The 23,223-nt window shown below is 39.9% G+C and carries 29 protein-coding genes; 12 read left to right on the forward strand and 17 right to left on the reverse strand.

Annotation, left to right across the window (positions count from 1 at the left end; genetic code table 11):
* Positions 1-277 precede the first annotated feature (277 nt).
* From CHRY9293_RS01445 to CHRY9293_RS01465, 5 genes are read left to right on the forward strand one after another with little or no spacing between them, the layout of a single operon-like run.
* Positions 278-1,351, forward strand: a complete 1,074-nt coding sequence (locus tag CHRY9293_RS01445) for a DUF932 domain-containing protein (protein ID WP_066436458.1) — start codon at positions 278-280, stop codon at positions 1,349-1,351.
* A 6-nt stretch (positions 1,352-1,357) separates the two neighbouring features.
* Positions 1,358-1,810 carry a hypothetical protein gene (locus CHRY9293_RS01450; protein WP_228455441.1) on the forward strand — a complete coding sequence of 151 codons (453 nt, stop codon included), beginning with the start codon at positions 1,358-1,360 and terminating at the stop codon, positions 1,808-1,810.
* 2 nt (positions 1,811-1,812) lie between these two features.
* The gene (locus CHRY9293_RS01455) at positions 1,813-2,307 is read left to right on the forward strand and encodes a DUF1281 family ferredoxin-like fold protein (RefSeq protein ID WP_162031283.1); all 495 of its coding nucleotides are present in this window, start codon (positions 1,813-1,815) and stop codon (positions 2,305-2,307) included.
* A 4-nt stretch (positions 2,308-2,311) separates the two neighbouring features.
* The gene (locus CHRY9293_RS01460) at positions 2,312-2,749 is read left to right on the forward strand and encodes a hypothetical protein (protein WP_162031284.1); all 438 of its coding nucleotides are present in this window, start codon (positions 2,312-2,314) and stop codon (positions 2,747-2,749) included.
* Positions 2,750-2,766: 17 nt separating this feature from the next.
* On the forward strand, positions 2,767-2,961 hold the full coding sequence (locus CHRY9293_RS01465) for a 3-isopropylmalate dehydratase (protein WP_162031285.1): 195 nt from the start codon (positions 2,767-2,769) through the stop codon (positions 2,959-2,961).
* Between the two features lie 246 nt (positions 2,962-3,207).
* Here the strand turns inward: CHRY9293_RS01465 and CHRY9293_RS01470 are convergent, their stop codons facing one another.
* The 17 genes from CHRY9293_RS01470 to CHRY9293_RS01550 all read right to left on the reverse strand — a co-directional run bounded on the left by CHRY9293_RS01470 (position 3,208) and on the right by CHRY9293_RS01550 (position 14,955).
* Complete coding sequence (locus tag CHRY9293_RS01470) at positions 3,208-3,654, reverse strand: response regulator (RefSeq protein ID WP_162031286.1); 447 nt, start codon at positions 3,652-3,654, stop codon at positions 3,208-3,210.
* Positions 3,651-3,929, reverse strand: coding sequence for a hypothetical protein (locus CHRY9293_RS01475; RefSeq protein WP_162031287.1), 279 nt, complete (start codon positions 3,927-3,929; stop codon positions 3,651-3,653). The genes CHRY9293_RS01470 and CHRY9293_RS01475 overlap by 4 nt, the downstream gene beginning before the upstream one ends.
* A 275-nt stretch (positions 3,930-4,204) precedes the next feature.
* The gene (locus tag CHRY9293_RS01480) at positions 4,205-4,498 is read right to left on the reverse strand and encodes a helix-turn-helix domain-containing protein (RefSeq protein ID WP_162031288.1); all 294 of its coding nucleotides are present in this window, start codon (positions 4,496-4,498) and stop codon (positions 4,205-4,207) included.
* Positions 4,479-4,790 carry a helix-turn-helix domain-containing protein gene (locus CHRY9293_RS01485; RefSeq protein ID WP_162031289.1) on the reverse strand — a complete coding sequence of 104 codons (312 nt, stop codon included), beginning with the start codon at positions 4,788-4,790 and terminating at the stop codon, positions 4,479-4,481. Before CHRY9293_RS01485 ends, CHRY9293_RS01480 begins: the two co-directional genes overlap by 20 nt.
* A 177-nt stretch (positions 4,791-4,967) precedes the next feature.
* Positions 4,968-5,249, reverse strand: coding sequence for a molybdenum ABC transporter permease (locus CHRY9293_RS01490; RefSeq protein ID WP_162031290.1), 282 nt, complete (start codon positions 5,247-5,249; stop codon positions 4,968-4,970).
* Between the two features lie 130 nt (positions 5,250-5,379).
* The gene (locus CHRY9293_RS01495; protein WP_162031291.1) at positions 5,380-5,829 is read right to left on the reverse strand and encodes a DUF3872 domain-containing protein; all 450 of its coding nucleotides are present in this window, start codon (positions 5,827-5,829) and stop codon (positions 5,380-5,382) included.
* 13 nt (positions 5,830-5,842) lie between these two features.
* Positions 5,843-6,403, reverse strand: coding sequence for a conjugal transfer protein TraO (locus tag CHRY9293_RS01500; protein WP_162031292.1), 561 nt, complete (start codon positions 6,401-6,403; stop codon positions 5,843-5,845).
* A 26-nt stretch (positions 6,404-6,429) separates the two neighbouring features.
* On the reverse strand, positions 6,430-7,323 hold the full coding sequence (gene traN, locus CHRY9293_RS01505; RefSeq protein ID WP_162031293.1) for a conjugative transposon protein TraN: 894 nt from the start codon (positions 7,321-7,323) through the stop codon (positions 6,430-6,432).
* Between the two features lie 24 nt (positions 7,324-7,347).
* Positions 7,348-8,688, reverse strand: coding sequence for a conjugative transposon protein TraM (gene traM, locus CHRY9293_RS01510; protein ID WP_162031294.1), 1,341 nt, complete (start codon positions 8,686-8,688; stop codon positions 7,348-7,350).
* Complete coding sequence (locus tag CHRY9293_RS01515) at positions 8,675-8,959, reverse strand: nitrogen regulatory IIA protein (protein WP_162031295.1); 285 nt, start codon at positions 8,957-8,959, stop codon at positions 8,675-8,677. Before CHRY9293_RS01515 ends, traM begins: the two co-directional genes overlap by 14 nt.
* Before the next feature lie 18 nt (positions 8,960-8,977).
* Entirely contained in the window at positions 8,978-9,406 is a 429-nt protein-coding gene (locus tag CHRY9293_RS01520) for a hypothetical protein (protein ID WP_162031296.1), read from the reverse strand.
* 11 nt (positions 9,407-9,417) lie between these two features.
* Positions 9,418-10,041, reverse strand: a complete 624-nt coding sequence (gene traK, locus CHRY9293_RS01525) for a conjugative transposon protein TraK (RefSeq protein WP_089874077.1) — start codon at positions 10,039-10,041, stop codon at positions 9,418-9,420.
* Between the two features lie 19 nt (positions 10,042-10,060).
* Positions 10,061-11,056, reverse strand: a complete 996-nt coding sequence (gene traJ / locus CHRY9293_RS01530; RefSeq protein WP_002978499.1) for a conjugative transposon protein TraJ — start codon at positions 11,054-11,056, stop codon at positions 10,061-10,063.
* Positions 11,057-11,058: 2 nt separating this feature from the next.
* A complete protein-coding gene (locus CHRY9293_RS01535; RefSeq protein WP_002978496.1) occupies positions 11,059-11,691 on the reverse strand; it encodes a DUF4141 domain-containing protein in 633 nt (210 codons plus the stop codon).
* 27 nt (positions 11,692-11,718) lie between these two features.
* Positions 11,719-14,223 (reverse strand): TraG family conjugative transposon ATPase, encoded by a 2,505-nt coding sequence (locus CHRY9293_RS01540; protein ID WP_162031297.1) that lies wholly within the window; start codon positions 14,221-14,223, stop codon positions 11,719-11,721.
* Between the two features lie 82 nt (positions 14,224-14,305).
* Complete coding sequence (locus CHRY9293_RS01545) at positions 14,306-14,638, reverse strand: DUF4133 domain-containing protein (protein ID WP_162031298.1); 333 nt, start codon at positions 14,636-14,638, stop codon at positions 14,306-14,308.
* 11 nt (positions 14,639-14,649) lie between these two features.
* Positions 14,650-14,955, reverse strand: coding sequence for a DUF4134 domain-containing protein (locus tag CHRY9293_RS01550; protein WP_162031299.1), 306 nt, complete (start codon positions 14,953-14,955; stop codon positions 14,650-14,652).
* A 255-nt stretch (positions 14,956-15,210) separates the two neighbouring features.
* Between CHRY9293_RS01550 and CHRY9293_RS18645 the strand changes: the two genes are divergently transcribed.
* The 7 genes from CHRY9293_RS18645 to CHRY9293_RS01585 are packed head-to-tail and all read left to right on the forward strand — an operon-like array spanning position 15,211 to position 23,203.
* Positions 15,211-15,426 (forward strand): helix-turn-helix domain-containing protein, encoded by a 216-nt coding sequence (locus tag CHRY9293_RS18645; RefSeq protein ID WP_084089399.1) that lies wholly within the window; start codon positions 15,211-15,213, stop codon positions 15,424-15,426.
* A gap of 9 nt (positions 15,427-15,435) precedes the next feature.
* Positions 15,436-16,332 carry a hypothetical protein gene (locus CHRY9293_RS01560; RefSeq protein ID WP_162031300.1) on the forward strand — a complete coding sequence of 299 codons (897 nt, stop codon included), beginning with the start codon at positions 15,436-15,438 and terminating at the stop codon, positions 16,330-16,332.
* Positions 16,329-16,619: a hypothetical protein gene (locus tag CHRY9293_RS01565; protein WP_162031301.1), complete on the forward strand. Its 291-nt coding sequence runs from the start codon at positions 16,329-16,331 to the stop codon at positions 16,617-16,619. The genes CHRY9293_RS01560 and CHRY9293_RS01565 overlap by 4 nt, the downstream gene beginning before the upstream one ends.
* Positions 16,609-18,384 carry a DUF2326 domain-containing protein gene (locus CHRY9293_RS01570; protein WP_162031302.1) on the forward strand — a complete coding sequence of 592 codons (1,776 nt, stop codon included), beginning with the start codon at positions 16,609-16,611 and terminating at the stop codon, positions 18,382-18,384. Before CHRY9293_RS01565 ends, CHRY9293_RS01570 begins: the two co-directional genes overlap by 11 nt.
* Entirely contained in the window at positions 18,385-19,197 is an 813-nt protein-coding gene (locus tag CHRY9293_RS01575) for an endonuclease (protein WP_162031303.1), read from the forward strand.
* Between the two features lie 40 nt (positions 19,198-19,237).
* The gene (locus CHRY9293_RS01580) at positions 19,238-21,379 is read left to right on the forward strand and encodes an ATP-dependent nuclease (RefSeq protein ID WP_162031304.1); all 2,142 of its coding nucleotides are present in this window, start codon (positions 19,238-19,240) and stop codon (positions 21,377-21,379) included.
* 3 nt (positions 21,380-21,382) lie between these two features.
* On the forward strand, positions 21,383-23,203 hold the full coding sequence (locus CHRY9293_RS01585) for a UvrD-helicase domain-containing protein (protein ID WP_162031305.1): 1,821 nt from the start codon (positions 21,383-21,385) through the stop codon (positions 23,201-23,203).
* The last annotated feature ends 20 nt before the right edge of the window (positions 23,204-23,223 follow it).

The following is a 23,223-nucleotide window of genomic DNA, read 5'->3' on the forward strand; positions in this document are numbered from 1 at the left end:
CCACCTCACACGCCCAACCAAAAGACTACGGCATAATGGCAAGGCAAAATGCTGGCTTCGCCGAATTGCTGTGTGTTGCCTTGCCACCCTCCGGGACTTATTCCGTTTCCTTTCGGTTTTACGCTGTTGCCCGCTTGGATTATCTGCTTTCTTTTTTCCGGTTTTTCTTTTGGAAAAATTTATGCGAAGCGAAGCGGAGCAAACCACAACGGGAAGCGGGAAACGAGAAAAGCGAGTGAGTAAATAACATTTTTTCAAACATCAAAATTTTAGCATTATGGCACACAACATCAATTTCAACGAGCAAACAGGACGTCATTCATTCTTTAGCGTTCAACAAAAAGCGTGGCACGGTTTGGGGCAAATCGTAGAGCAATACCCAACAAGCGAGGAAGCAATAGTACACGCAGGTTTAGATTACGAGGTTATCAAATCCCCACTGTTTACACAGGGCAGAACAATGAGCATAGGCGAAAACGGAGAACTGATTGAAGCCAATGACATCTTAGTACCTAACAGTTTCGCCACCCTCCGCACCGACACCAATACACCGTTGGGTGTAGTAGGCAAAGACTACCATATTGTACAAAACCGTGAGGCGTTCAATTTCTTTGATGCTATTGTAGGCGGAGGCGAGGGAATATTGTACGAAACCGCAGGAGCATTGGGTAACGGGGAGCGTATTTTTATTACTGCCAAGCTGCCCGACTATATCCGTGTAGGTAACGGCGACGATGTTACAGAAAAGTACATCTTCTTAACCACAAGCCACGACGGTAGTGGAAGTATTACCGCAGCGTTTACACCTATCCGTATCGTATGTCAAAACACCCTGAACGCATCATTGCGGAGTATGACCAATGTAGTGCGTATCAAACACACGTCAGGAGCAAAACAACGCCTCGAAAATGCTCACAAGGTTATGGGGCTTGCCAACACACTAAGCACGCAGTTAGAGAACATCTTTAACGATTGGGCTAAAGTAAGGGTAACAGACCGAGAAGTAAGAAAGCTAATCCAGTTGGCACTTTGCCCGAACAAAGAAACGCTTAACCTGCTCAAAAAAGGTGCGGAAGATGAAGTTTCCACCGTGTTTAAAAACACCGTAGATGATGCCTTTGAATACGCTATGATAAGCGACACCCAACAAATGGCAACTACCAAAGGCACATTATTCGGGGCTTACAATGCTGTTACAGGTTACTTTCAGAATGTACGCAATTACAGGGATGGCGAAGCCAAACTACAATCTATTGTAATGGGCGGTACAGCACAGCTAAAGACACAAAAAGCCTTTGAACTGTGTACAGACTTTGCCTATTCAGGAGCAGAGATTTTCAACTTCAATTAATCAACAATGGCGACTGCCTGCAAAGGTGGTCGCCTATTAAAAACAAAAGATATGAAAGCATTAGATAAAATGGACAACCTTGATAAAGCGGGCTTATTATGCAAACTGTTTCCCGCAGAACTGGAGAACCTACAAAACGCTATAAAAACGCAATGCGACTACTTCCTGCAAAATGAAACCGCCTTTCGTGAGTGTTGGTATCAAAAGGGATTTTTCACGGCTGAATTTTGGTACAGGCTTGTGCAGAATGCACAAAAAGGTATAGACAAAACCGAACCACTTTGGAAACGCCCGCACTGGTTTACAGACCATTTTTTTGACGGACACCATTCAATTTTCGCTATTCACAGCCTGATTGAATATACAGAGGATGCACAATGCAACCCGCAATTAAAACAAGCGATACACTTGCTTTTCGGAAGTGACAAATTTTTACAGATAACCTTAAACGATAAGTAATTATGGCTAACTGGTGCAACAACTGGGTTGTTTTTGAGGGAACAACCGAAGCAATAGAACAGATAACACAGCTATTCAAATCAATGGCTGAACAGGAGCAGAAAGACAACTGCGGACAACTGCCCGATTTCGTACAGGACACGCACGGCGATTATTTCTACAATATCAGTCAGGACAATGAAAGTGCGGGCGTGTTCCAGTATGAAACAAAATGGTCGCCAAACACGGAAGCCGTTAAGCAGATAGCCGAACATTTCAAAGCGACTTTCACACAGGACTATGAAGAATTAGGTTGCTTAGTATATGGTCAGGCAATATTTGAAAACGGCACGCTTAGGGATGTCTGCTTAGACAGTCAGGACTTTGACAGCTATGAATTAGACGAGGAAACCGACACCTACCATTTTGAGAGCAAGGAGTACGACAGCGAGTGGGAAATACTCGAAACCTTGTTAGAGCGTAAAATCGAAAATCAGTTAAACACCACTAAAATTTAAAACGATGAAACTATCAGATAAAGCGACAGCACATATTTTGGTTAAAGCCAACACGAACAGCGAATGGGATAATTGCGAGTTTGCAATTATCCACTTATCCGAAGAATGGAAACAGGAACAGGCAAAACGGCTTGCACTGGTTAAGCCGTTAGAGGGCAATCACTATTTCTGCTCAATGAACTACTATGATACGGCAGTAGATTTTTACTGCACAGGAGAAAATGAGAACCCGAATATTCAAGAACTGCTAAACGGTAAGGAATGGGTATTTGTGGAGCTTGACGAGCAAGAGCAGGAAGCGTTTACCGTACCCGAAAACCGACTGGACTGTTACAGGCTTATATTGCGGGCAAACGGTACAGGCTACTATACGGCATACGGGAAACATACGAGCGAAGAATTTTGGACAGATGAATTTTTACTAACCCAATTAATTGCTTAACCCAAAAAATCAGCACGATGAAAATCAGAGATAAAAATGGGAATTGGATTGAAGTTACTGACCTTAAAAAAGCTATTCGGCAAACTGGGTGGTATAAAGAATATCAGCATAACCCACCAGTAGAAAGCGATAAGGAAAGGCAGGCATATTGGACAGATATGCACGAAAAATTATTAGCTTTAAAAGAACGGTTAGCCAAACCGAAAAATTAACGCCCCCGCCTAACCCGAAAAGTCGGGCGGCAAAAGGACAGATCCTCCCGATGGTCGGCAGTCTTTTTGCACCAAATAGGTGCAATCCCCTTTGTCAAAATGCACAGCTACACTGTTTCCTTTCTTCTTCATTTTACCAAACAGGTTGCGACCTTATTGCGTGGGATATTCGTTATCCCATATTTATAATTGTGGGATTACTTTCTTTCGTGAGTTCGGCGGAAAAGAAAGTAACAAAGAAACCTGCTATTGCGGAAACTGTTTGTAATATTCTTTGGCTACTTCAGCAACACCTGCGCTGAAATAACTCCCCCCCTCGTTTATAATGGTTATGGCTTTTTTAAGTTCTTCGGGGTCTGCACCTTTCAATATATACCCTTTTACTCCACGTTGCAACATCTTTACCACATCCTGCACATCATCGTTAATGCTAAAAGCCAAGACTTTGGATTGCGGGTATTTTTCATTCAATGCTTTAGCGGTTTTAAACCCGTTCATTACGGGCATATTTATATCAACAACCATCACATCAGGAATAACTTCGCTTTGTGCCATTTTTTCCATTGCATCTTTGCCATTGTCCGCTTCAAATAATACTTCAAAACCAAAACCCATTAGAAAGTCGCAGATGCCCTTTCTAAGCATATCGTGGTCATCTATCATTGCTACCTTGATTATTTCTTGTTTGCTCATTTTCTTTTGCTTCTTTTGATAAGGTTAAAAAATCCATTGGGAGCTTTAGATAAATTTGCCGTTCGATTAGCGTGAGATATGCCATCATTGACAGCAATATTCCTAACTTTAAAACGGTCAAGCCATTCTTTAAAAGGTGCTATCTCGTTAGGTTTAAAACTTACAATTTCCCCATTTTTAAGGGATATAATAAAAACATCAATACAGAGAGAGAATGCCGATAATTGCGATGCAGGATGTTCAAATTCGGGGTAAAATACAGGTTCATTTTCCATAATCTCAATGTTTTAAGAAGTGGAGCCCTGCACAAAAAAAGAGCGCAGGCAACTACGCTTACCGCACATTGAGGCACTGGTATGCCCGACAACGAATAAGCGAGCGCCCACGCCTTTGACGTGAGCGTTCTTACTTATCTGTCCCGTTGTCTAAAAATTACCAGTTTTCAATGTGGGACTTAAAGCAAAAACACTTTAAGTATTTTCTATATTTTCGACAACAAAGATACTAAACTTGTACTTTTTTGACAGCATATAATACAAAAAGAATACGGTCAAACTGTTTTTTGGGAAATATAATTTTGTTGCAGTATCGTCTGAATATCGCTTTCCTTGTAAATAATCTTGCCGCCTATTTGGATGTACGGTAGAATGCTATCATCACGATACTGCTGTAAAGTGCGTTTACTGATATGGAGCAGCTTGCACACATCTTCGCCCGACAGATAAATTTCTCCGTTCATTACAGGGCGGTAGTTTTTCAATATGCTTTCGATACGGCTTCTTAGCTGCGCTATCATTTCCTGATGGGCAATGATTTCTTCATTGTCATTCGTGAATAAATCCATTTTCGGCAGTATTATACGGCTGTCCGGCTTCGAGCAAAGCATGTACATCCGAGCGTTTATAATAATTCTTACGGTTCAGTCTGGAATAGGGCAATAACCCTTTGTCCTTATACGTCTGCAAAGTGCGCTTGGTAATGTTCATCATCAGGCACACTTCCTGGTTATCGAGCCATTGCTCTTCTTTAAAAATGGGCAGGTATTTCTGTGTAGTATTTTCGGTCAGTTCCAAAAGTGCTTTTAGTTCATTTTTCATTCCCTCCAGTGCGGTTTTTTGTATTGCGATTACTTCCATTGTTTGCTCCATTTTGCTATGGAAGTCGAATTTATAAAGGCTTATTGCTACATTGGAAAACATTGCAGGGTTTGGCTTTAAGTGGCAGTGTTTGTCGGTTTACTATCCTGTATAAAACAAAAAATCGGATAACCTTTTGGGCTATCCGATTTGCTTTAAAACGGTATGCTAAAATAATTATCTCCGTTGTGCAGGTTGTTCGGTTTTTACTTCAGGCTGCTGTTTCTCCTTTTTCTCACGAGAGTAAACCCACAACGATAACAGACCGAAAATAATCAGTGCGTAAGCTATCCATTTACCAACCCTTTCAATCAATTTAATGAAAACCGAACTTTCATAAGATGAAAAACCCTCTGCTCCCATAGGGCTGCGCCTGTAAAACTTTCTCCGGTTAATCCAGTAACGAAGTCCCAAGCCTGCAACCAAAAATATGATACCTATAACCAATGATGCGACCATAACAAAAACACTTTATTTCCACTGTTTGAATTTACGAAAAATATTTGTTTCAGCCTGTAAACAATGTGTATTAAATGCGAAAACGGCTTACCCATCAGATAAGCCGTTTTTTATGATTGGAATACTACTTTTAATCGCTGCTATTGAACTGAAAAGTTACCTGCTTTTCGTTCCCGAAACTGTCCGAAATCCAAACGTCAAAGGACTGTGAAACGGCAGATGTTGATGTATAATACAGCCTGAACTGCTCCGTTGGTAACTGGTACAGGTCATTGGGCTGATACGGCGGTTCATTGTAGTATTGCAACGTTCCCTGTCCATCAAATTGAAAGTAGCGGAGGAAATACTGCGTATTGCTGTAATTACCGCTTCGTTGTATGGTTATCCTTATTTCTACCGTTTGCCCGTTGGCAACGTCTTTCGGAACTGGCATTACCTTAACCTCGAAAGGAAAATCTTTTTGTATTTCCAATTCATCATCTTTGCTACAAGATACCAGCGAAATGGAAGCTGTGAGGATTGCCAACAGTATATATATTGGCAGTAACCCCATTCTGAATTTATTGAATATTGCTATCATTGTTTCTTACGTTTTAAAAGTTAAACCTTAATCCCACACCTGCGGACGGTCGGAACTGCCGTAAATCCGTACCCCATAACACCTTTGTACGCCCTTGCAGGACGAATACAAATCGGTCGGACAGGTACGTTTCAAAGGTCAGTCGTCCGCCAGCTCCATAGATGAAATTGTCTTCGTCCAATATCTTCGCTCCGTCATACAACATCGGTTCGCCACGGTTGATGCTTTCATAACCTGCTACGGCAGTTATTCCGGCATTCAGTGTAATGTTCTTCCGGGCATCGCCCAAAAGGAAGAAGCTGTAACCGCCCTCGGCTGTAAAAGTTTCCTGCGGTATGCGGAGGTCTTTATACTCGTGGTATTGGTGCGTATATTCCAACGCCCAAAGCTGGTAATTGCCGTTCTTACCGTTTACGGTCATTGCTGCGCTGATGTAGTAATCATTGCCAATCTTGTCATTGGATAGTACGCCTGTACTTATTTCCAACCCTTTCTGTTTAGGCAGCATTCGTTGTGCCTGTGTCGTTGTGATACCCATTAAAACAAGCATCACGGTATAGATATACTTTTTCATTTTCTTGCTATTGCTTTAAAGGGTTATTAAAATTTCAGGTGCATATCGTCAATCAAACGGGCTTTGATTAAATCCGAATTTTCCACCTGCAATGTCTGATGCCTGCCGCCGTTCTTCTCGAAAATCTCAATCAGTAGCACCTTGTCATCGGCAATGGTAAACTGGTCTAACAGGAACACGTTTTGTTCGGTTGATTTTCCGGCAATGCCGTCCAATGGCTTGTAAGTTCTCAACGGCGTTAAAGGGCGTTCCTGTACTACGGTGCGTTTCGCTACCTTTTTATCCACGACTTTGAAATTGATAAAATCAATCTGAAATGGCACATTGGTAAGGTTCCTTAATTCTGTGTGGAAATAGTATTTGCCGTTGTGTATGTAAATCCCTTTCAGGATAAACTGAATGCCGAAACTTTTAGCCCCGATATGTTTTACAATGCGCTTGTCTTTCTTGTAAATTGTTTCCAGCAACAAGCCCGCCAGTGATGGCGAATTGTTGCCCAGTTCTTCAAAAAGCACATCGTTACCGTTGGCTTTATCCACTGCTTTTTGCATCGTAAGCAGGTCATAGCTCAACGCTTCGGGATAAGCACTGTAAAACACATTAAAACTGTAAAATCGCCCGTCATTGGTAATGACGGAAAAATTTGTTTCCGGCTCAAAATCCCTTACCGATGCTTTTACACGCAATACGTTTTCCGCATCTTCGGCTTTACCTGCAATCAGGTATTCGCTGCCCAAATCCACGTAACGGATAGCGGTCGGGAAAATCAGGTGTGAAGTTTTATCGTAGGTAACTTGCATTTTATACGGTTCTATCTTGCCCAGGGTAAGCGGCGTTCTGATGGTGTCCTGTGCATAAGATGTTACGGCAAAGCCGAGTATCAGGGCAATAGCCCAAAAGGTTTTTAAATGATTTTTCATTGTTTTATTTATTTGAGTTCAACATTATTTTTTTGATACGAGGAAGACCTGATAACCCGCTTTCAGCGTAACCTTTGGCGTTCTCACTTTCTTGGCGAAGTAGCCCGAAATACCCTGTACCACGCCACGGCTTAGGTCTGCGGCAACCTGCTGTCCGGCATTCTGCGTGAGCATTACGCTTGTTCCTCCCGTCTGGCTCATATTGCCCGCCATTTCGGTAAGCGCATTCATTTCCGGCGAATACGGAACGTACAAGCCTTGCTGTCCGTCCAAATCGTAAATAGTTATATCTACCGGGATGATATTGCCCTCCAGTTCTACGGAGGTAACTTTCAATTGTAGCCTGCCATTCTGAAATTTGGCATTAGCCGTTACAATCGTCCCTTTGGGGATGGTACGTTGCGGAGTTTTGGCAGGCTCCAACAAGCGTAAGCGCACACCCGTTTCGCCAACTACCGTTTGGGCTTCGTGTACACAGGCTTTGATACTGTTTTTAGGCTGTACTGCCTGTTCAATAGAACCTGCGGTATAGAACCCACGGTTTTTGGTTTGGCTCCAATCGGCTGCAAAGGCACTGTCTGACGGTTCACGGTATAGGGCTGAAACAATATTCTTTCTTGTTGGTGTGAACGATACAAATTGCTCTTTTTGATTTGCACCCGCAGCACCCGGAGCAGCACCATTGGCTGGAGCAGCATTTCCGGCATTGTTGTTTTGCGGAAGATACTTTGCTGCCATTTCATAGGATTTCTCCATTAGTTTGAGTTGGTCGTCAACGGTGGCCACAGGTGGCACATCTTTTTCCGACAACTTTGCTTTTAGCTCGTCCACTTGCTTACGCAATTCCATTGTTTCCGAATTGTTGTCCTGATAGAATGAACCCAGTGTGCTTTGTGCATTACGGTAGCTGTTCAATGCCGAATTTCCGTTTCGTCCCGAATTTCTGCCACCACTGCCAAAGCCGTTACTTTCCACATCTTCTTCAGGCAAACCTTTTTCATCGTCAGCAGATGCAGTGTCTTCCGTATTCCAATAATCAGAAAGCGTGGTCAGTGCATTGCGCTTTTCCTGCTCTTTACGTTCAAGCATTTCCTGCTCATACGCCTTGCCTTTATCGGCAGGCATTCCCGGTTCGGTAGCCTGCGGCACGGCATCGTTCAGCCCGATATTTTCGACCGCCTTTTTGTCTTTCGACGGTTTGAATATGAGGTACATACAGCCGAGAAATACCACGCCCATCAAAAGGAATATGATTGGCTTTTTGAGCTTTTCCTTATTACCCTTTTTATTATCGGGCAGATTTGATGCTATGTTATGGTCTTCTCCCTCCACGAGAAAGCTGACCCTCTTTTCATTTTCTTTCATAAATCTGATTTTTTAAAATTGTTGATACACTATCCTGCAACCTTGCAGGGTTTTTACTTTTGAGGACAGGGTTCTCGATATGCTCAATGACCATATCGTTACCGGACTTTGAGGTATCGTACATTACTTTGCCAATGACCGCTACGGTAAGCAGCAGATAACCCATAAAGAAGTACAGCGTATATCGGTGCTGTTTGCGTAAAGGCAACGCCCGCCAACGGTCATCCAGCTTGTCAAAGTACCTGTCCATATTTGCTCTTAATTTTTTCATAGCCTTACTATTTCTGTGTTACAGCTTGAAACGCTTTGGACTTTTACCTGCCTGTTGCTTTGGCGCATCATTGACCAGTGCGACCGCTTCGGTTAATTTAGGTGCGGACATTACGGACAGGTTTGCCAGTTCCGATTTTTTGAGTAGTTGCCCAAAGCCGTCTTTCTTGGCTACTTCCATACGGTTCAATGAAAATTTGCCATTCAGGTACTTTACCCACATACTGCATTCTACACGGGGCTTGTCATCGCCCGACCATTGCAGGTAGCCTGTCAGCAGTAAGTCCTGCCTTGGCAAAGTATCTGCACCTTTTTGGCAGCTTTCGAGGTATTCGCTGATGCTGTCTTTCAGCTTTCCGGCATACGCACCTTGCGTATGGAAATATCCGTTGTATCCTTTATCGGTAAGGATTTTTGCGAACGTGCTTAAATCTGATAATGCTTCCATAAGATTGTTTTTTAGCGTTCGATAACCTCTATATCCTTATTTTCCACGACTGCAAATTTTTCAATATTGAAGCCCTGCGGATTGTTGTCGGAACGAACGGAGTTGACGAGATAGCAGGTAGTAATCAGGTTACGTCTGGTTACATTGCTTGACCGGATAATAAATTGTTTGGCATAGGTGCGCACTGCATACGGGTAGTTGTCGAAATTGCACACGACACTATCCACCTCAATGCGTTGCTGCACGTTCCCCGAAATGATACGGCTGTAATAGCCCTTTTCCGACAAGTCTTTGTAGTAATCAAAAGCACTTTTATCGGCAAGGTTAAATGCCCTGCTCATATTGCTTTCAATAGCGTTCTTGTCGGGCGCAAGCGTAAAGAACAGTTCGTGAAATCTCCTGACGTGTTCCCTTGCTTCAACCGGGCGGTTGATGCTCGCATCCTGCGACAAGGCAAGCATCAGGGATTTGCCGTTATCCAGTACATAGATTTTTTGGCGTTGTTCTTCTGCAAAGCGGTAGGAACGCCATACGGCGTAACCTACCACGCTAATGCAGAGAACCGCAAACACAATGGCATATAATCTTATCTGCCTAAAGCTGTTTTCGATATTTCTTAGCGTTTTAAATTCCATTTTTTAGAATGATTAATGTTTATTTATTCATCAGTTTACCGCCGATGTTTCCAACTGTTGAGCCTGCACCTGCTCCGGCGATGTTTCCGGCTTTCATTGCTGTAGAGTTTACATTGCGGGTAAAGTTTCCTGCGCCTCCGGCTTGGATTACCCAACCTGTTACTGTCGGGATAGTGAAGTACCCGATGATGCCGATAATCATAAAGATGATGTACACGGTATTGCTCGTATCAGGTATATAGGTGGGGTCGGCAAGCATTGCTATATCCCGTTCTAAAATGAGGGATTGTATTCTTGCCAACATTGAGCTGAACAAATCCGAAACGGGAAGCCACAGGTAAACGCTGACGTACCTCGTGAGCCATTGCGAGAGCGTGGACTGAAAGCCGTCCCACACGGAAATAGCAAAGGCTATTGGTCCGAGTATGGAGAGGACTATCAGGAAAAACGTTCGTATGGTATCAATGACCAAAGCCGCCGCCTGAAAGAGAATTTCCAATAGATTACGAAACCAATCCTTTATGGCTTTTTCAATCTTATAGGCTTGCCTGTCCATATACATACCCGCCATTGTTCCAATGTCAGAGGGCGACCAACCCAGTTCGTCCAGTTTTTTATCAAACTCTTCGTCTGATACCATATAGGCGGTTTCGGGGTTCCTGACCATTGCCTCATATTCCAACTGGTCTTTCTGCTGTTGCAGTTTGTTCAGGTCAAGCACCTGGTCTTCCAGTATTTGGTGGGTTCCTACTACCACCGGGCTAAGTACCGCATTGATGGTTCCCAGTACGATGGTCGGGAAGAACATAATACAAAGCCCTAAAGCGAACGGGCGCAGCAAAGGGAACATATCAATAGGTTCGGCACGGCTTAAAGCCTGCCAAACCTTTAATGCCACATAGAACAATGCTCCCAATCCCGCCAAACCCTTAGCTACTGCCGCCATATCGCCTGCAAGCGGCATCATATCGTCATAAAGCGAACGCAGGAGTTCGTGAAGATTATCCCATTCCATTTTTACCAGTATTTTTGGTTAGCAGTTCCGTAGAGTTGAAGCACTCTTTGGGCATCGTTTTTCTTTTTCGCTCTTAGGTAGCTTACAGAAATGTTCTTATTGGTGTAGTAGCGTACAAGGCTGTGGTAATCCTTTACCTCTTTGTACACTCTGTCGATAATATCCATACGCTCTTTGTCATTCAGCGAAAGGCTTGATGAGGTTATAATCTGCTTCAATTCTTTCAGCAGTTCGGTACTTTCATTGAGCAGTGCCGAATAGCCATTACCGATAGCGACCAATTCCTGCGGTGTGAAATTTGGGTCGTTCATCATTTTACCAAAATTTTGCACGTACATTTCGGACACATCGCCCACCAACAATACCGTTTGTTGCACCTTACGGGCATCTTTCACAAGATTGTTGATAGCTTTCAGCTTGTCATAATATTCCTTACCCTGGTCGTACACTTTCTTCACTTCGTTGAAGTTCTTTATCACATTGCTCACGGTCGAAGAAGTCTGTATGATTTCGTTCGCAGAGTTGATAATTCCTGAAGCCAGGTTTGCAGGGTCAGTAACTACAAACTGGGCTTTTGCTGACGGTGCTACGGCGAGCATTAATGCCGTACACACCAGATACAATACTTTTTTCATTGTTTCTGAATTTTAAAATGTTAATGACTATTGATTTACTTTGTCCCGCCTTTGCATTGCGATATGCTTAATGGCGAGTTCTACATTACCGTCCAGTTCGGAAGCAAGCTGCATTACTTCCATTTTTTCGGTTTCTTCGGTTGTGTAAGCGAGGTATTCCTCCAAACTAACTTCAGTGGCATAGACTGCCGAGTGCGTACCACCTAAGCCAATCCAAACCTCTTTGTACAGTCGGCTTGCATCGTTGTTCATATTGATGGAAAGTACCTGCCCTTTCTCTTTGTCCGTAAGTCCGAGCATCGCCTGTATATCATCAAACTTGTTCATATACTTGCGTTGGTCAAGCAGGATTTTACAGTCGGAGTTGTTGATGATACTTTCCTTGACAATAGGCGACTGGATAATATCATCGACCTCCTGTGTTACGACAATGGCTTCTCCGAAGAATTTGCGGACTGTCTTAAAGAGATACTTGATGTACTCTGCCATTCCCTCTTTTGCAATCGCTTTCCACGCTTCTTCAATCAGGATGAGTTTGCGGATACCTTTGAGCCTCCGCATCTTGTTGATAAAGACCTCCATAATGATAATTGTGACTATGAGAAAGAGGATTTTGTGGTCTTTAATCGCATCAATTTCAAACACGATAAAGCGTTTGGAAAGCAGGTCTAACTGCTTGTTGGAGTTCAACAGGTAATCATATTCGCCACCCTTGTAGTAGGGTTCGAGAACATTCAGGAAGTTGGCAATATCAAAGTCTTTTTCCCTTACCTGTTTTTCCTCCAATACCTTACGGTAATCACCTTTTACATACTCATAGAAACCGTTGAACGACGGGTACGCATCTTCCGTTTTGATACGTTCGATATAACCGCTTACCGCATTGGAAAGGGCAACTTCTTCAGAACGGGTTGGCGGCTCATCATCACGTTTCCATAAGGTCAGTATCAAAGTCTTGATACTTTCCCGCTTCTCAATATCGAACACGCCGTCATCGGTATAGAAAGGGTTAAAAGCAATCGGGTTATCTTCGGTATAAGTGAAGTAAACACCGTCTTCGCCTTTGGTCTTTCCTTTGATGAGTTCGCATAAGCCCTGATAAGAGTTACCAGTATCTACCAACAATACGTGTGCGCCCTGTTCGTAATACTGCCGTACCATATGGTTAGTGAAGAACGATTTACCCGAACCCGACGGACCAAGTATAAACTTGTTCCGGTTCGTGATGATACCCCTTTTCATAGGCAGGTCGGAAATATCCAAATGGATAGGTTTTCCTGTAAGCCTGTCAGCCATCTTGATGCCGAACGGCGAGGGCGAATTGTGGTAGTTGGTTTCTTCCGTAAAGAAGCACAAGGCAGGCTCAATAAAAGTGTAAAAACTTTCCTCACTGGGAAAGTCGCCCGCATTGCCGGGCATTCCTGCCCAATACAAAGTGGCTACGTCCGTAGTGTTGTGCCGAGGCTTACACTCCATCAGTGCCAGTGCGCTACCGCAATCATTCTTTAACTGCTTCAGTTCCGCAGGGTCTTCCGACCACGCCATAATGTTGAAGTGCGCACGGATTGAAGAAAGCCCGAAGCTGTGGGCTTCGTTCAGGTACTTTTCTATCCACTCTTTGTTGATTTGGTTGGCACGGCTGTACCTTGCCAGTGAGTGCATATTCCTTGCGGACTTTTCAAACTTTTGCAGGTTGTCTTCGCTGTTATCCAAGAAAATGTACTGATTGTAAATGTGGTTGCAGCTTAACAGCAAGCCCACAGGTGCGGCGAATGACAGGCGGCAATCGCTACGGTCGGTAGATAGCTTTTCAAAACGGGTATCTGCCGATACCGTTCCGGGCAGGTCATCCGTATCGGAAAGTGTGTGCAGGCTTAACCTTTTGTTGCCGATGCGCACCTCTTCGTTTCCGAGTGCGATGTCCTGCATTGGTGTTCCGGCTCCCCTCGATAACGTGAGGTACTGTTCCAGTAATCCCTGTGTATCTTCCGTTCCGATAATGTCCTCTTCGGTCAAACGCCGCAGGCTAACAAAACCGCTATCGTTCACAATACGTTCAAACTGGGCGACCGCCTCCATAAAGCGGTGTATCGTTTCTTTGTTCCTGATTTCCTTTGGTATCAGTGTGCCTTTGCAAAGCGAACTGAAGTTGCTCTGCATCCGCATTCTTTCCTTTGTAGTCTTTGTCAGGAACAGGTAACAGTAATGGTTTAGGAATGGTCGCTCGTTGAAATGACGTTGATAAGACTTCGATAAAAAACTCTGGTCTTCGATTGCCAAATCAGGTGCATAGCTTTCCTTGATGTACCAATCCTGTTTGTGAATGACCGTAAAATCAGGGAGGGTTTTAATTGCCTTGTGCCAGGCGGAGTGTATGGCTTCATATTCCGCAGAAGCAACCGTAAACAGTTCCGGCAAGCGCACTTCAAAACAGGCGGTAATGTCCGCATCTTTGGATAAGATGCAGTTGTTTTCTACTGCCAACAATGGAAATTTGTTTTCCAGAGTGGTGGTCTTTGCTACATTTTTCATTAGGATCTATTATTTTTTTAATGGTTATGAAGCTATCTGGAGCATATTTAAATTCTGTTTTTTTGGTATGCTCCAGATGGTCTCATACGGCAGTCTGTTTAGGAGTGAATTTTAAATAGCGGTGTACAGGCTTGCGGCGAACGATGTAGCGGGGATGCCGTTTGTTGGCTGCTATCTTCATCAATCCGTGTTCGCCGTACTTCCTGTTTAGCGAAAAGGTCTGCCATACAATGAGCGATGCACCGCCTGCTCCGAGGAACAGGCAGATGTAAGAGTTTACGCCAGCCATATACAGTATCATCACGAAGATGAGCGTACCGAGCAGTCCACCAGCGAAGATGAACAGATATTGAGCTTTTAGTCCTTTAAACTCTACTGTTCGTCCAATGCCTTTGTTTATGTTGTAACTATTCATAAGGCAAGGGATTAAAGGAAGAATGAACGCAGGATAGTAGCCGCAACGATTAAGAAGATACACGCACCGAACCACGAAGCCGCCGTTTTGCTCGTATCAGGGTCGCCCGAACTGAACTTGTTGTACACTTTAACCCCTCCGATTAGTCCAACTACCGCACCTATGGCGTAAATTAATTGGGTTGCGGGGTCGAAGTAACTTGTTACCATTTGGGTAGCCTCGTTGATACCTGCCGAGCCGTTTCCCTGTGCGAATGCACCAATTCCTGACAGCAGAGCCACGGCTGCCAGCAAAACTTTTTTTCTTTGTTTTTCCATAATTGAAACACATTAATTTGTTACTGTTTTCCCGCACCTTGCGGGCTTTCGGGACAAAGGTGTTATGGAAATTGAGGCGGTCTAACAAAGTGGCAGTCAGAGGAAGTGTTTGGCTGTGAGTGGCTTTATTGGTGTAAATCTTCAGAGGAGAAGTACTAATGATGAGATGCTTTTTATGCAATTTACAGTTGGTTCAATGCAACTTTTAAATTACATTTGTACATTCGTAATAAAGTCTATTTTAATCATTTTGAGATGAAAATATCAGGCAGACATATTGGAGAGATGTTGAAGGAAGCCAGAGAACAAAGGCAACTAACTCAAGAACAATTAGCCCAAAAAGTGGGAAAGAAAAGGAGTTATATTTCTAAGGTCGAAACTGATTATGGCAATAATATCAAACTTCAAACTCTTAAAGAGATTGTAGAAAAGGGATTTGACGGTACGGTTAAAATTGATTTGGAACTCTGATTTGTGTATATGGATAAATTATTAAAGAATGCTTTTAAAATACAAATTCAATCCAAAGAAGGATTTGAGTTCGAAGAATTTATTGATGAATTGTTTCTTTTGAAATACGGTGTAGATAACTATACGCCCATCAGGAGGAATAAAGATAAAGGCAATGACGGCACTATTTTGCCTGAACAAAAAATATTGGCTTGTTATGCACCAAGAAAATATAGCAAAACTGATTTTGAAACAAAAGTTTTAGGTGCAGCAAGCAAAGAAGGAGATTTTGAAAAATACCAGAAAAACTGGAAAGACAAATTTCCAAATTGGGAAATGTATGTAAATCACGAAGTATCACCGGAGCAATTTACACTAATTCAGGCTTTGGATGGCAATACTTCGATTAAGGGTATCAACCAAATTCTTTCTATTGTTGATGAACTTGTATCAAGTAAAAAACGAAAACTTGCAGCCTATTTGGGGATTGAAAACTTCTTTATACAGGACTATATCCAGGAAATCATTAACGATTTATTGAATGCTTCAAACGAAGAAGATAAGGCTCTGCATTTTGACAGGAAATCATTAGTCCCTCCCCAAAAGAAAATCGAACTCAACTTTAAGCAGGAAGATTGGGACGGGATGAACTCGGAAATGGTATTGGTTATGGCGGAATTTAATACGATTACCAATATACTTTCAGGATATAACGATGATGAAATTAATACCCTGAAAAGAAGGATTATAAATGATTACAATAAACTTTCAGGCAGTTTTAAGGAGAGGTTATATAACCTGACTGACCAATATACAACGGCGTATGGAAACATTAAAGATGATGAATATCTAAAATGCGTAAAATCCTTATTGTTATATATGTTTGAACAGTGCTTAATAGGCAGAAAAACAGAAAATGAACTATGATATTACCGCAGCCGGAAAGCAATCTTAAAACCAACCTTATGGTATTAGGAGCAGATATTATAAGTATTATGGGAAATTTCCCTTTTAAAAACAAATACGTCATCGTGGATGATATAATGAATAAGTTTTTAAACCGGGATAAAGATAGAACACCCGACCTTTTTCTGTATGCTTTAACCTTTTTGCATACGATTGGCAGTATTGAGAAAAAAGGGTATAAAATCAAATTGGTAAAGAAAGAAAGGCAAGAAGAAAATCAAACAAGTTTATTCGACAATGTTAATTAGAATATATTCAGAAACTAACCTTATAGATGCCGTTCCATTTCACAATGGAGTAAACATCATATTGGGTAAATACTCTGGGGATAAAGAAGCAAGAGGGATTAATGGTATTGGTAAATCCACATTGGTCAGACTTGTTGATTTTACCTTATTAAGCGGCAAAGCGGAAAAAAGATTTGCTCAAAAAAAATATGACTTTTTACGGAATGATGAACACTCTATTACTTTAGAATTTGAAGTGCAAGAACAAAAGTATTTTATTAAGAGAGGCTTTGCCGATACTAAAAAAATATTTTTCGGGAAGCGACCCGATATTCTTGATGAGTATGAAAAATCTGAAATGCCAAAATTGTTAGAAGGGATATTTTTCCCGACAGAGAACAACGAAGTGTTCTTTGAAGGAAAAAGGTATGGAACGTTGATGGAATTTTTTGTTAAGGATGACTTGCAAAGTCAGCAGAGAGTTGACCCTTTAAATTTTGTTTCTTACAATGCCAATGCAAGAGAAAAGGCATTGTATAATTTTTATTTGCTTAATCTTCCAACTAAAACACTTTTAAAGTATAATGAAGTTTCTTCTGAATATGAAAGGTACAATAACACAGTAAAATCGTTATCTGAAAAAGTTAAAGCAGATACAGGTAAAGACATTCAGGAGTTTAGAACCGAGCGGTTAAAAATTGAAAAAGATATTTCAGCACTTGAGAATAGCCTGAAAGAATACAACTTCCTTGCTAATCACAAGGAGATAGAGCAAAAACTAAATCAGATTATATCCGAAATCAATGAGCAATCTATAATCTATCATAACACAAACCGGAAATTAGAAAAACTGAAATCCTCTTATAATGATGTATCATCTATTGACCTGGACAAAATTCGTAAGCTCTACAATGAAACGGTAGCAACGTTTGGCAACTTTGTAAAAAGAAGTTTGGACGAAGTCATAGACTTTAAAAAGCAACTGCTGGCAAATAGGAACAAATATTTGTTAGAAGAAGAAAAGAAATTACAATCATCAATAGACCAAAGTTTAAAACAGCTTGAAAAATTAGAGAAGAACAGAAGCCAATTATTTTCTTTGTTAAAAGAAAGAGGAGCATTGGACAGGATTGAAAGTACTTATGAAAGATTAGTGAATGAAAAAACACTTTTAGAACGAAACACTTCCATTGTAAGAGAAATTGACGAAATCGAAGAAATATTAGGGAACTCTAACATTGTTATTGCTGAATTAAAAAGAGATATTGTTAGTGAGTTAAATAAGCAGCAATCATATCTTGATGAGTTAAGATTGTTATTCCAACAAGTTCTCGAAAATGCTATTTATTTGGATGAAGAATTTGATAATTCTTATTTCAATATCACATTGAACTCTACTTCGCCAAGAAACCAGTTACCTTTTAAAATAAGTTTAGAAATTCCAAAAGCAGATGCTTTAGGACAAGAGCGTTTGAAGATTGTAGCATATGATTTAATGGTATTCTTAAAGAGTAGGATTGACAAACGGAATATCCCCGATTTTCTTGTACACGATGGTGTATTTCACGCCATATCATACAAAACAATATCCAATGTCCTAAACTATATGTACCACAAATCAAACGAGTTGCATAACTTTCAATACATCCTTACTTTCAACGAAGATGAAATTGATTTAAACGGGGACGAAAGTAAGTTCGGTAAGTTTGATTTCGACTGGTCTAAACAAGTAATTGCTGAATATTCAGATACCGAGCAAGAAACAATTTTTAAACGATTTTTTTAAATGGCTAAATATCAATTACCCCCTTTAAAAGATGAAAGGTTATTCGAGGAACTCACGTGTGATTTATTCAATTTTGTAGAGAATACCTCGTCATATGAGAATACAGACTTTCAGACATTTGGTGTGAAAGGACAAAATCAGAAAGGCATTGACGTTTTTTCTACTAAAACCAAAACGGTAATACAGTGCAAGTTGAAAAGCATTGAAAGAAAAGACGAAACTATCAGGAAAAATCTAATTCAGGACATAAATGCCGATTTAGAAAAAGCGAGGGATTTAGCGATTGATTTCGACAAATTTGTTTTTGTTTCTACATTTCGTGACGATGCTCAAATACAGGAATACCTAAATCAAATTAAAAAAGAACAGGAACTACCATTTCATTTATATTATTGGGGATGGGATACCATAACAAAACATATTGAACAATCAGAGGCTTTATTACATAAGTATTTTCCAAAGTTTGTAAAAAAATCCAAGCCTATAAAACCAAAAATTGAATTACCAGACGGAGCGTTAGGCAAAGAGCTTTCCAAGAAGAACTATATTGATTATTTAAAAAAGCGATATGGCGATTGGAAACAAGTTGAATTAAACAAAAAAGGGGAAAAATTTAATTGGGCTGCATTCACTATTTCATTGTCTAAAAGATATAAAGCATCAGGGATTAATTATATTGATGTTCGACACTTTGATGATTTAGCATCGTATCTAAAAAGCCGAATTGATGGTACAATAATGGGAAAAGTGAACAAGTCTAAAGGAATAAAAAACTATTCTGTGTTTGAAGAGTTCTCGGAAACTGAAATCTAAAAATATTAGTAGATTTCAAACTTAAAAACCTTATCTTCTAATGTATATCTCTAAAGTCAGCCTGGTCAATTATAGGAATTTTGCAAATGCAAGTTTTCAATTCAACAAAGGAATAAATACCATAATCGGAGAAAACGGTTCTGGAAAAACAAATGTCTTTAGGGCAATAAGGCTGTTATTAGAAGATGCCTCCTTGCAATATGCTTATAAACTGACGGAAGGAGATTTTAACAGGTCTTTGGATAAGGGAAAATGGAAAGGTCATTGGATTATTATCAGTGTTGAATTTGATGAGCTTAACGATGAAGAGGCAATACAATCCTTGTTCATTCACGGTGTTGGAGTTGCCGCAGAAGATTATGTGAAAAAAGCTACTTACAACCTTTTCTTTCGTCCTAAAGCTGACATCAGACAAAAACTTTCCGAATTAGCTGAAGGAGATGCTGTTGGATTACAAACGATACTCAATAGCATCACAATTCAGGATAATTACGAAACTTTCTTTACTGGAAAAAGCACTGCTGATTTTAATGACCCTAATGTATATAAGGAACTTGTAGGCGATTTTGAAAATGTGGTTTTCCCATCTACGATTGATGCTTCTAAATTTGGCTCTAAAATTCCGCATCAATTATCTGTTTCCAAAGAAATCTCTTTTACATTCATCCAAGCCTTGAGAGATGTAGTAAGTGACTTTCATAACAATAGAACTAATCCTTTACTTACTCTATTGAAAAACAAAAGTGGAGAAATCAAAGAGGAAGATTACCAACCTATCAGCGATTTGGTTGAGCAATTAAATGAAAGCATTGAAGATTTGCCCGATGTACAAAATATAAGGTCAGATATAAAATCAACCATTCAGGATGCCGTCGGTCTTACCTATTCTCCATCTTCATTATCCATTAAATCAAGTGTTCCCAATGAAGCCGAAAAATTGTTACAATCATTGAAACTTTTTATCGGAGAACCCGGCGAGGAATATGAGGGCGGTATTCACGAATTAAGTTTGGGAGGTGCTAATCTAATATTTTTAACCCTAAAATTACTTGAGTTTAAGTATAGAAAATCAAAAGATACATTTGCCAACTTCCTTATTATTGAGGAACCGGAAGCCCATATACATAACCATATTCAAAAGACCTTATTTGACAAATTGGATTATGGAGATACTCAAATTATCTATTCTACTCATTCTACACAAATTTCCGAAGTAAGTAATGTTGAGAATATAAACATCCTTGCAAAGAAATTAAATTTTGCGGAAGTATATCAACCATCAACTGGTTTAACACCTGAAAGCATCAATCAAATACAGCGTTATTTGGATGCTGTAAGAACCAACCTGTTATTTGCAAAAGGAGTAATATTGGTGGAGGGCGATGCAGAAGAGATTTTAATCCCTATAATGGTCAAAAAAGTATTTGGTGTAAGTCTTGACGAACTTGGAATTAGCCTCATCAATATACGAAGCACAGGATTTGAAAATGTAGCCCAGCTCTTCCACGATAACCGGATAAAAAGAAAATGTGCAATTCTAACAGATTTAGATGATGCGATTTGTGATACAACTATCAATGAAGATGATAGCGACCGATTAAAAAAATACAAGAGAAAAGTTGAGGCATCTAAACAAAAGGGATTAGAACGTAAAGCCAAATTAGATGTCTTTGAAGCAGGGAATGATTGGATAAAGGCATTTTATGCTGACTATACTTTTGAAGTTGATTTTATAACCGAAGGCAACGAGGAGGAAGTAATAGCTATAATTGACCAAGTATATACAGACCAACCAACAAGAGTACAAGCTAAAACTGATATTGAAGATGATGGTGTTGCGGTTTATGGAAAGCGTGTGCTTACAATGGCTAAACAGGAAGGTAAAGGTTGGTTTGCTATAATGTTAGGCAAGCATATTTCTTTTAAGACGGAAATTCCAAATTACATAGTTGATGCCATTCTTTTCGCCAAAGAAACATACTCCAACAATATTATTGCCGACATCATTGAATATAGGATGAACAAACATTTTGATGATGACGATGCTTTGGATTTTTCATCTTGTAGGGAGAGCCTAACGAAGTATAGAGCCGAAGAAGCAACTTTAGATGACCTTGCTTTTGACTTGGACTTGGTAATATCAGATGACCAACTATTAACATTCATAGATAAATTGAAATAGGCTATGTTCATTTGGGAAAAAGGAAGTTTGAATGAGGAGCAAGAAGTTGCAATCTTGGAGAAAGACAGTGTACTCTTGATTGCCTGTCCTGGTAGTGGAAAAACGAGAACGCTTACATACAAAATCGCTTACGAATTAAGCAGGCTAAATTCCAATAAAGAGTTCGTTATTGCAATTACATACACGAATAACGCTGCTGATGAAATTAAAGAACGGGTTGAATTATTGGGGGTTGATACTAGACAATTGTGGATTGGCACTATTCACTCATTCTGTATGGAATGGATATTAAAACCTTACCATTTATATTCTGACAGGTTAAAAAAAGGATTTAAAGTTTGTAATTCCTTTGATACCGAAAAGCTCTTAACCGAATTATGTAAAAAATATAGCAATCCAAAAGTTACTTTTTATGATTTTCAATATTATGCTACCATAAATGGCACATATAAGTTTACATCAAAAAATAGCAATCAGAATAAGCATATCAAAGCTATTCTTCAAGAGTATTTCGGGATATTAAAAGAAAATAATCAATTGGATTTTGAGCAGATACTTTTTTATGCTTATGAATTATTGAAATCAAAACCAATTATTAGTACTATCCTTTGTAAATTGTTTCCGTTTGTTTTGATTGATGAATATCAAGATACTAAAGAGATACAATATCATATAATATCAAAAATATTAAGTGCAAATAATGGGTGTTCAAAAACATTAATCGTTGGCGACCCTAACCAATCTATTTATCATTCTTTAGGTGGTTATCCGATGCCAAAGGATGAATTGGAAAAACTTTTAGGGTTTGACTTGATACAGTTGAGTTTAGATAAAAATTATAGGTCATCTGAAACCATAATAAATTACTTCGATTATTATAAAACATTTGCTACTCCTATTATAGCATTCGGAAACGAAAAAGATTATAATAGTTTAATCACATATAATTTATCGGTTTCTTTAGATAATTTGATAGAAGAAATTGCAAAATTGATTTTGTATAATGTCCGAGAAGCCGGAATTAGCCCTAACGAAATTTGTATTGCAGCACCTCAATGGGTACAGATTGCAAGTATTACAAGAAAGCTAATGATTAGACTTCCGGATTTTAGTTTTGATGGACCGGGAATGGCTCCGTTTTCCCGGGATATTGAGAATTTTTGGTTTAAAGTTTCAAGAATAGTTTTGACAGAGCCATCGCCTTATATGTACGTTCGCCGTTTGCGTTGGGGTAAAGAAGTGTTGAATGAACTTGATGCTGCGGGAGTAGATGTATCAAACTTATCAAATAAAGAATTTTTGAAAATCTGCAATTCTATTGAAGTAAATGAAAATGATGGTTTAACCTACTTACGCTCTTTCTTTGAACGAATTTGTGAAAGTCTAAGAATACAAATTCAGAATTTCCCTTTACTTGAAGAACATCACACATCATTTTTTGCAAGCTCTGAAAATAGAATACAACGACTTATTGATGAGGGAAATCCATTTATCGGGGAAATTGAGAATTTCAGAAAAGTATTCAGGCAAAGAGATGGAATAACAGTTTCTACTATTCACGGAGTAAAGGGAGAAGAATATGATACAGTAATAGGCTTTGCTCTCCTTGATGATTATGTCCCGCACTTCAACGATGCGAACGGATATGAAAATTCCAAAAAATTACTTTATGTTTTAGCTTCAAGAGCCAGAAAAAATTTGCATTTAATTTCTGAAACATCAAGGGGTATAAATTATTATAATCCAGAGGGGAAAAGCCCAACTCCTCATTTGCTCGAATATAATTATGAATATTCGATTGTTGCACTTGATAATTTCGATTGAATAAATAACAAAAGGGAGTT

The organism is Chryseobacterium potabilaquae (assembly GCF_902728265.1).
GTDB classification, from domain to species: domain Bacteria; phylum Bacteroidota; class Bacteroidia; order Flavobacteriales; family Weeksellaceae; genus Chryseobacterium; species Chryseobacterium potabilaquae.

Excerpts from the sequence above, each read along its gene's own strand:
- CHRY9293_RS01480 (WP_162031288.1), bottom strand. The coding sequence starts at position 4,498 with ATGGATTTATTCACGAATGACAATGAAGAAATCATTGCCCATCAGGAA.
- CHRY9293_RS01465 (WP_162031285.1), top strand. The coding sequence starts at position 2,767 with ATGAAAATCAGAGATAAAAATGGGAATTGGATTGAAGTTACTGACCTT.
- CHRY9293_RS01495 (WP_162031291.1), bottom strand. The coding sequence starts at position 5,829 with ATGATAGCAATATTCAATAAATTCAGAATGGGGTTACTGCCAATATAT.
- CHRY9293_RS01520 (WP_162031296.1), bottom strand. The coding sequence starts at position 9,406 with ATGGAAGCATTATCAGATTTAAGCACGTTCGCAAAAATCCTTACCGAT.
- CHRY9293_RS01585 (WP_162031305.1), top strand. The coding sequence starts at position 21,383 with ATGTTCATTTGGGAAAAAGGAAGTTTGAATGAGGAGCAAGAAGTTGCA.
- traN (WP_162031293.1), bottom strand. The coding sequence starts at position 7,323 with ATGAAAAATCATTTAAAAACCTTTTGGGCTATTGCCCTGATACTCGGC.
- CHRY9293_RS01550 (WP_162031299.1), bottom strand. The coding sequence starts at position 14,955 with ATGGAAAAACAAAGAAAAAAAGTTTTGCTGGCAGCCGTGGCTCTGCTG.
- CHRY9293_RS01455 (WP_162031283.1), top strand. The coding sequence starts at position 1,813 with ATGGCTAACTGGTGCAACAACTGGGTTGTTTTTGAGGGAACAACCGAA.
- CHRY9293_RS01485 (WP_162031289.1), bottom strand. The coding sequence starts at position 4,790 with ATGGAAGTAATCGCAATACAAAAAACCGCACTGGAGGGAATGAAAAAT.
- traM (WP_162031294.1), bottom strand. The coding sequence starts at position 8,688 with ATGAAAGAAAATGAAAAGAGGGTCAGCTTTCTCGTGGAGGGAGAAGAC.
- CHRY9293_RS01500 (WP_162031292.1), bottom strand. The coding sequence starts at position 6,403 with ATGAAAAAGTATATCTATACCGTGATGCTTGTTTTAATGGGTATCACA.
- traK (WP_089874077.1), bottom strand. The coding sequence starts at position 10,041 with ATGGAATTTAAAACGCTAAGAAATATCGAAAACAGCTTTAGGCAGATA.
- traJ (WP_002978499.1), bottom strand. The coding sequence starts at position 11,056 with ATGGAATGGGATAATCTTCACGAACTCCTGCGTTCGCTTTATGACGAT.
- CHRY9293_RS01490 (WP_162031290.1), bottom strand. The coding sequence starts at position 5,249 with ATGGTCGCATCATTGGTTATAGGTATCATATTTTTGGTTGCAGGCTTG.
- CHRY9293_RS01560 (WP_162031300.1), top strand. The coding sequence starts at position 15,436 with ATGGATAAATTATTAAAGAATGCTTTTAAAATACAAATTCAATCCAAA.
- CHRY9293_RS01580 (WP_162031304.1), top strand. The coding sequence starts at position 19,238 with ATGTATATCTCTAAAGTCAGCCTGGTCAATTATAGGAATTTTGCAAAT.
- CHRY9293_RS01575 (WP_162031303.1), top strand. The coding sequence starts at position 18,385 with ATGGCTAAATATCAATTACCCCCTTTAAAAGATGAAAGGTTATTCGAG.
- CHRY9293_RS01515 (WP_162031295.1), bottom strand. The coding sequence starts at position 8,959 with ATGAAAAAATTAAGAGCAAATATGGACAGGTACTTTGACAAGCTGGAT.
- CHRY9293_RS01460 (WP_162031284.1), top strand. The coding sequence starts at position 2,312 with ATGAAACTATCAGATAAAGCGACAGCACATATTTTGGTTAAAGCCAAC.
- CHRY9293_RS01475 (WP_162031287.1), bottom strand. The coding sequence starts at position 3,929 with ATGGAAAATGAACCTGTATTTTACCCCGAATTTGAACATCCTGCATCG.
- CHRY9293_RS01545 (WP_162031298.1), bottom strand. The coding sequence starts at position 14,638 with ATGAATAGTTACAACATAAACAAAGGCATTGGACGAACAGTAGAGTTT.
- CHRY9293_RS01470 (WP_162031286.1), bottom strand. The coding sequence starts at position 3,654 with ATGAGCAAACAAGAAATAATCAAGGTAGCAATGATAGATGACCACGAT.
- CHRY9293_RS01535 (WP_002978496.1), bottom strand. The coding sequence starts at position 11,691 with ATGAAAAAAGTATTGTATCTGGTGTGTACGGCATTAATGCTCGCCGTA.
- CHRY9293_RS01565 (WP_162031301.1), top strand. The coding sequence starts at position 16,329 with ATGATATTACCGCAGCCGGAAAGCAATCTTAAAACCAACCTTATGGTA.
- CHRY9293_RS18645 (WP_084089399.1), top strand. The coding sequence starts at position 15,211 with ATGAAAATATCAGGCAGACATATTGGAGAGATGTTGAAGGAAGCCAGA.
- CHRY9293_RS01570 (WP_162031302.1), top strand. The coding sequence starts at position 16,609 with ATGTTAATTAGAATATATTCAGAAACTAACCTTATAGATGCCGTTCCA.
- CHRY9293_RS01450 (WP_228455441.1), top strand. The coding sequence starts at position 1,358 with ATGGCGACTGCCTGCAAAGGTGGTCGCCTATTAAAAACAAAAGATATG.
- CHRY9293_RS01540 (WP_162031297.1), bottom strand. The coding sequence starts at position 14,223 with ATGAAAAATGTAGCAAAGACCACCACTCTGGAAAACAAATTTCCATTG.
- CHRY9293_RS01445 (WP_066436458.1), top strand. The coding sequence starts at position 278 with ATGGCACACAACATCAATTTCAACGAGCAAACAGGACGTCATTCATTC.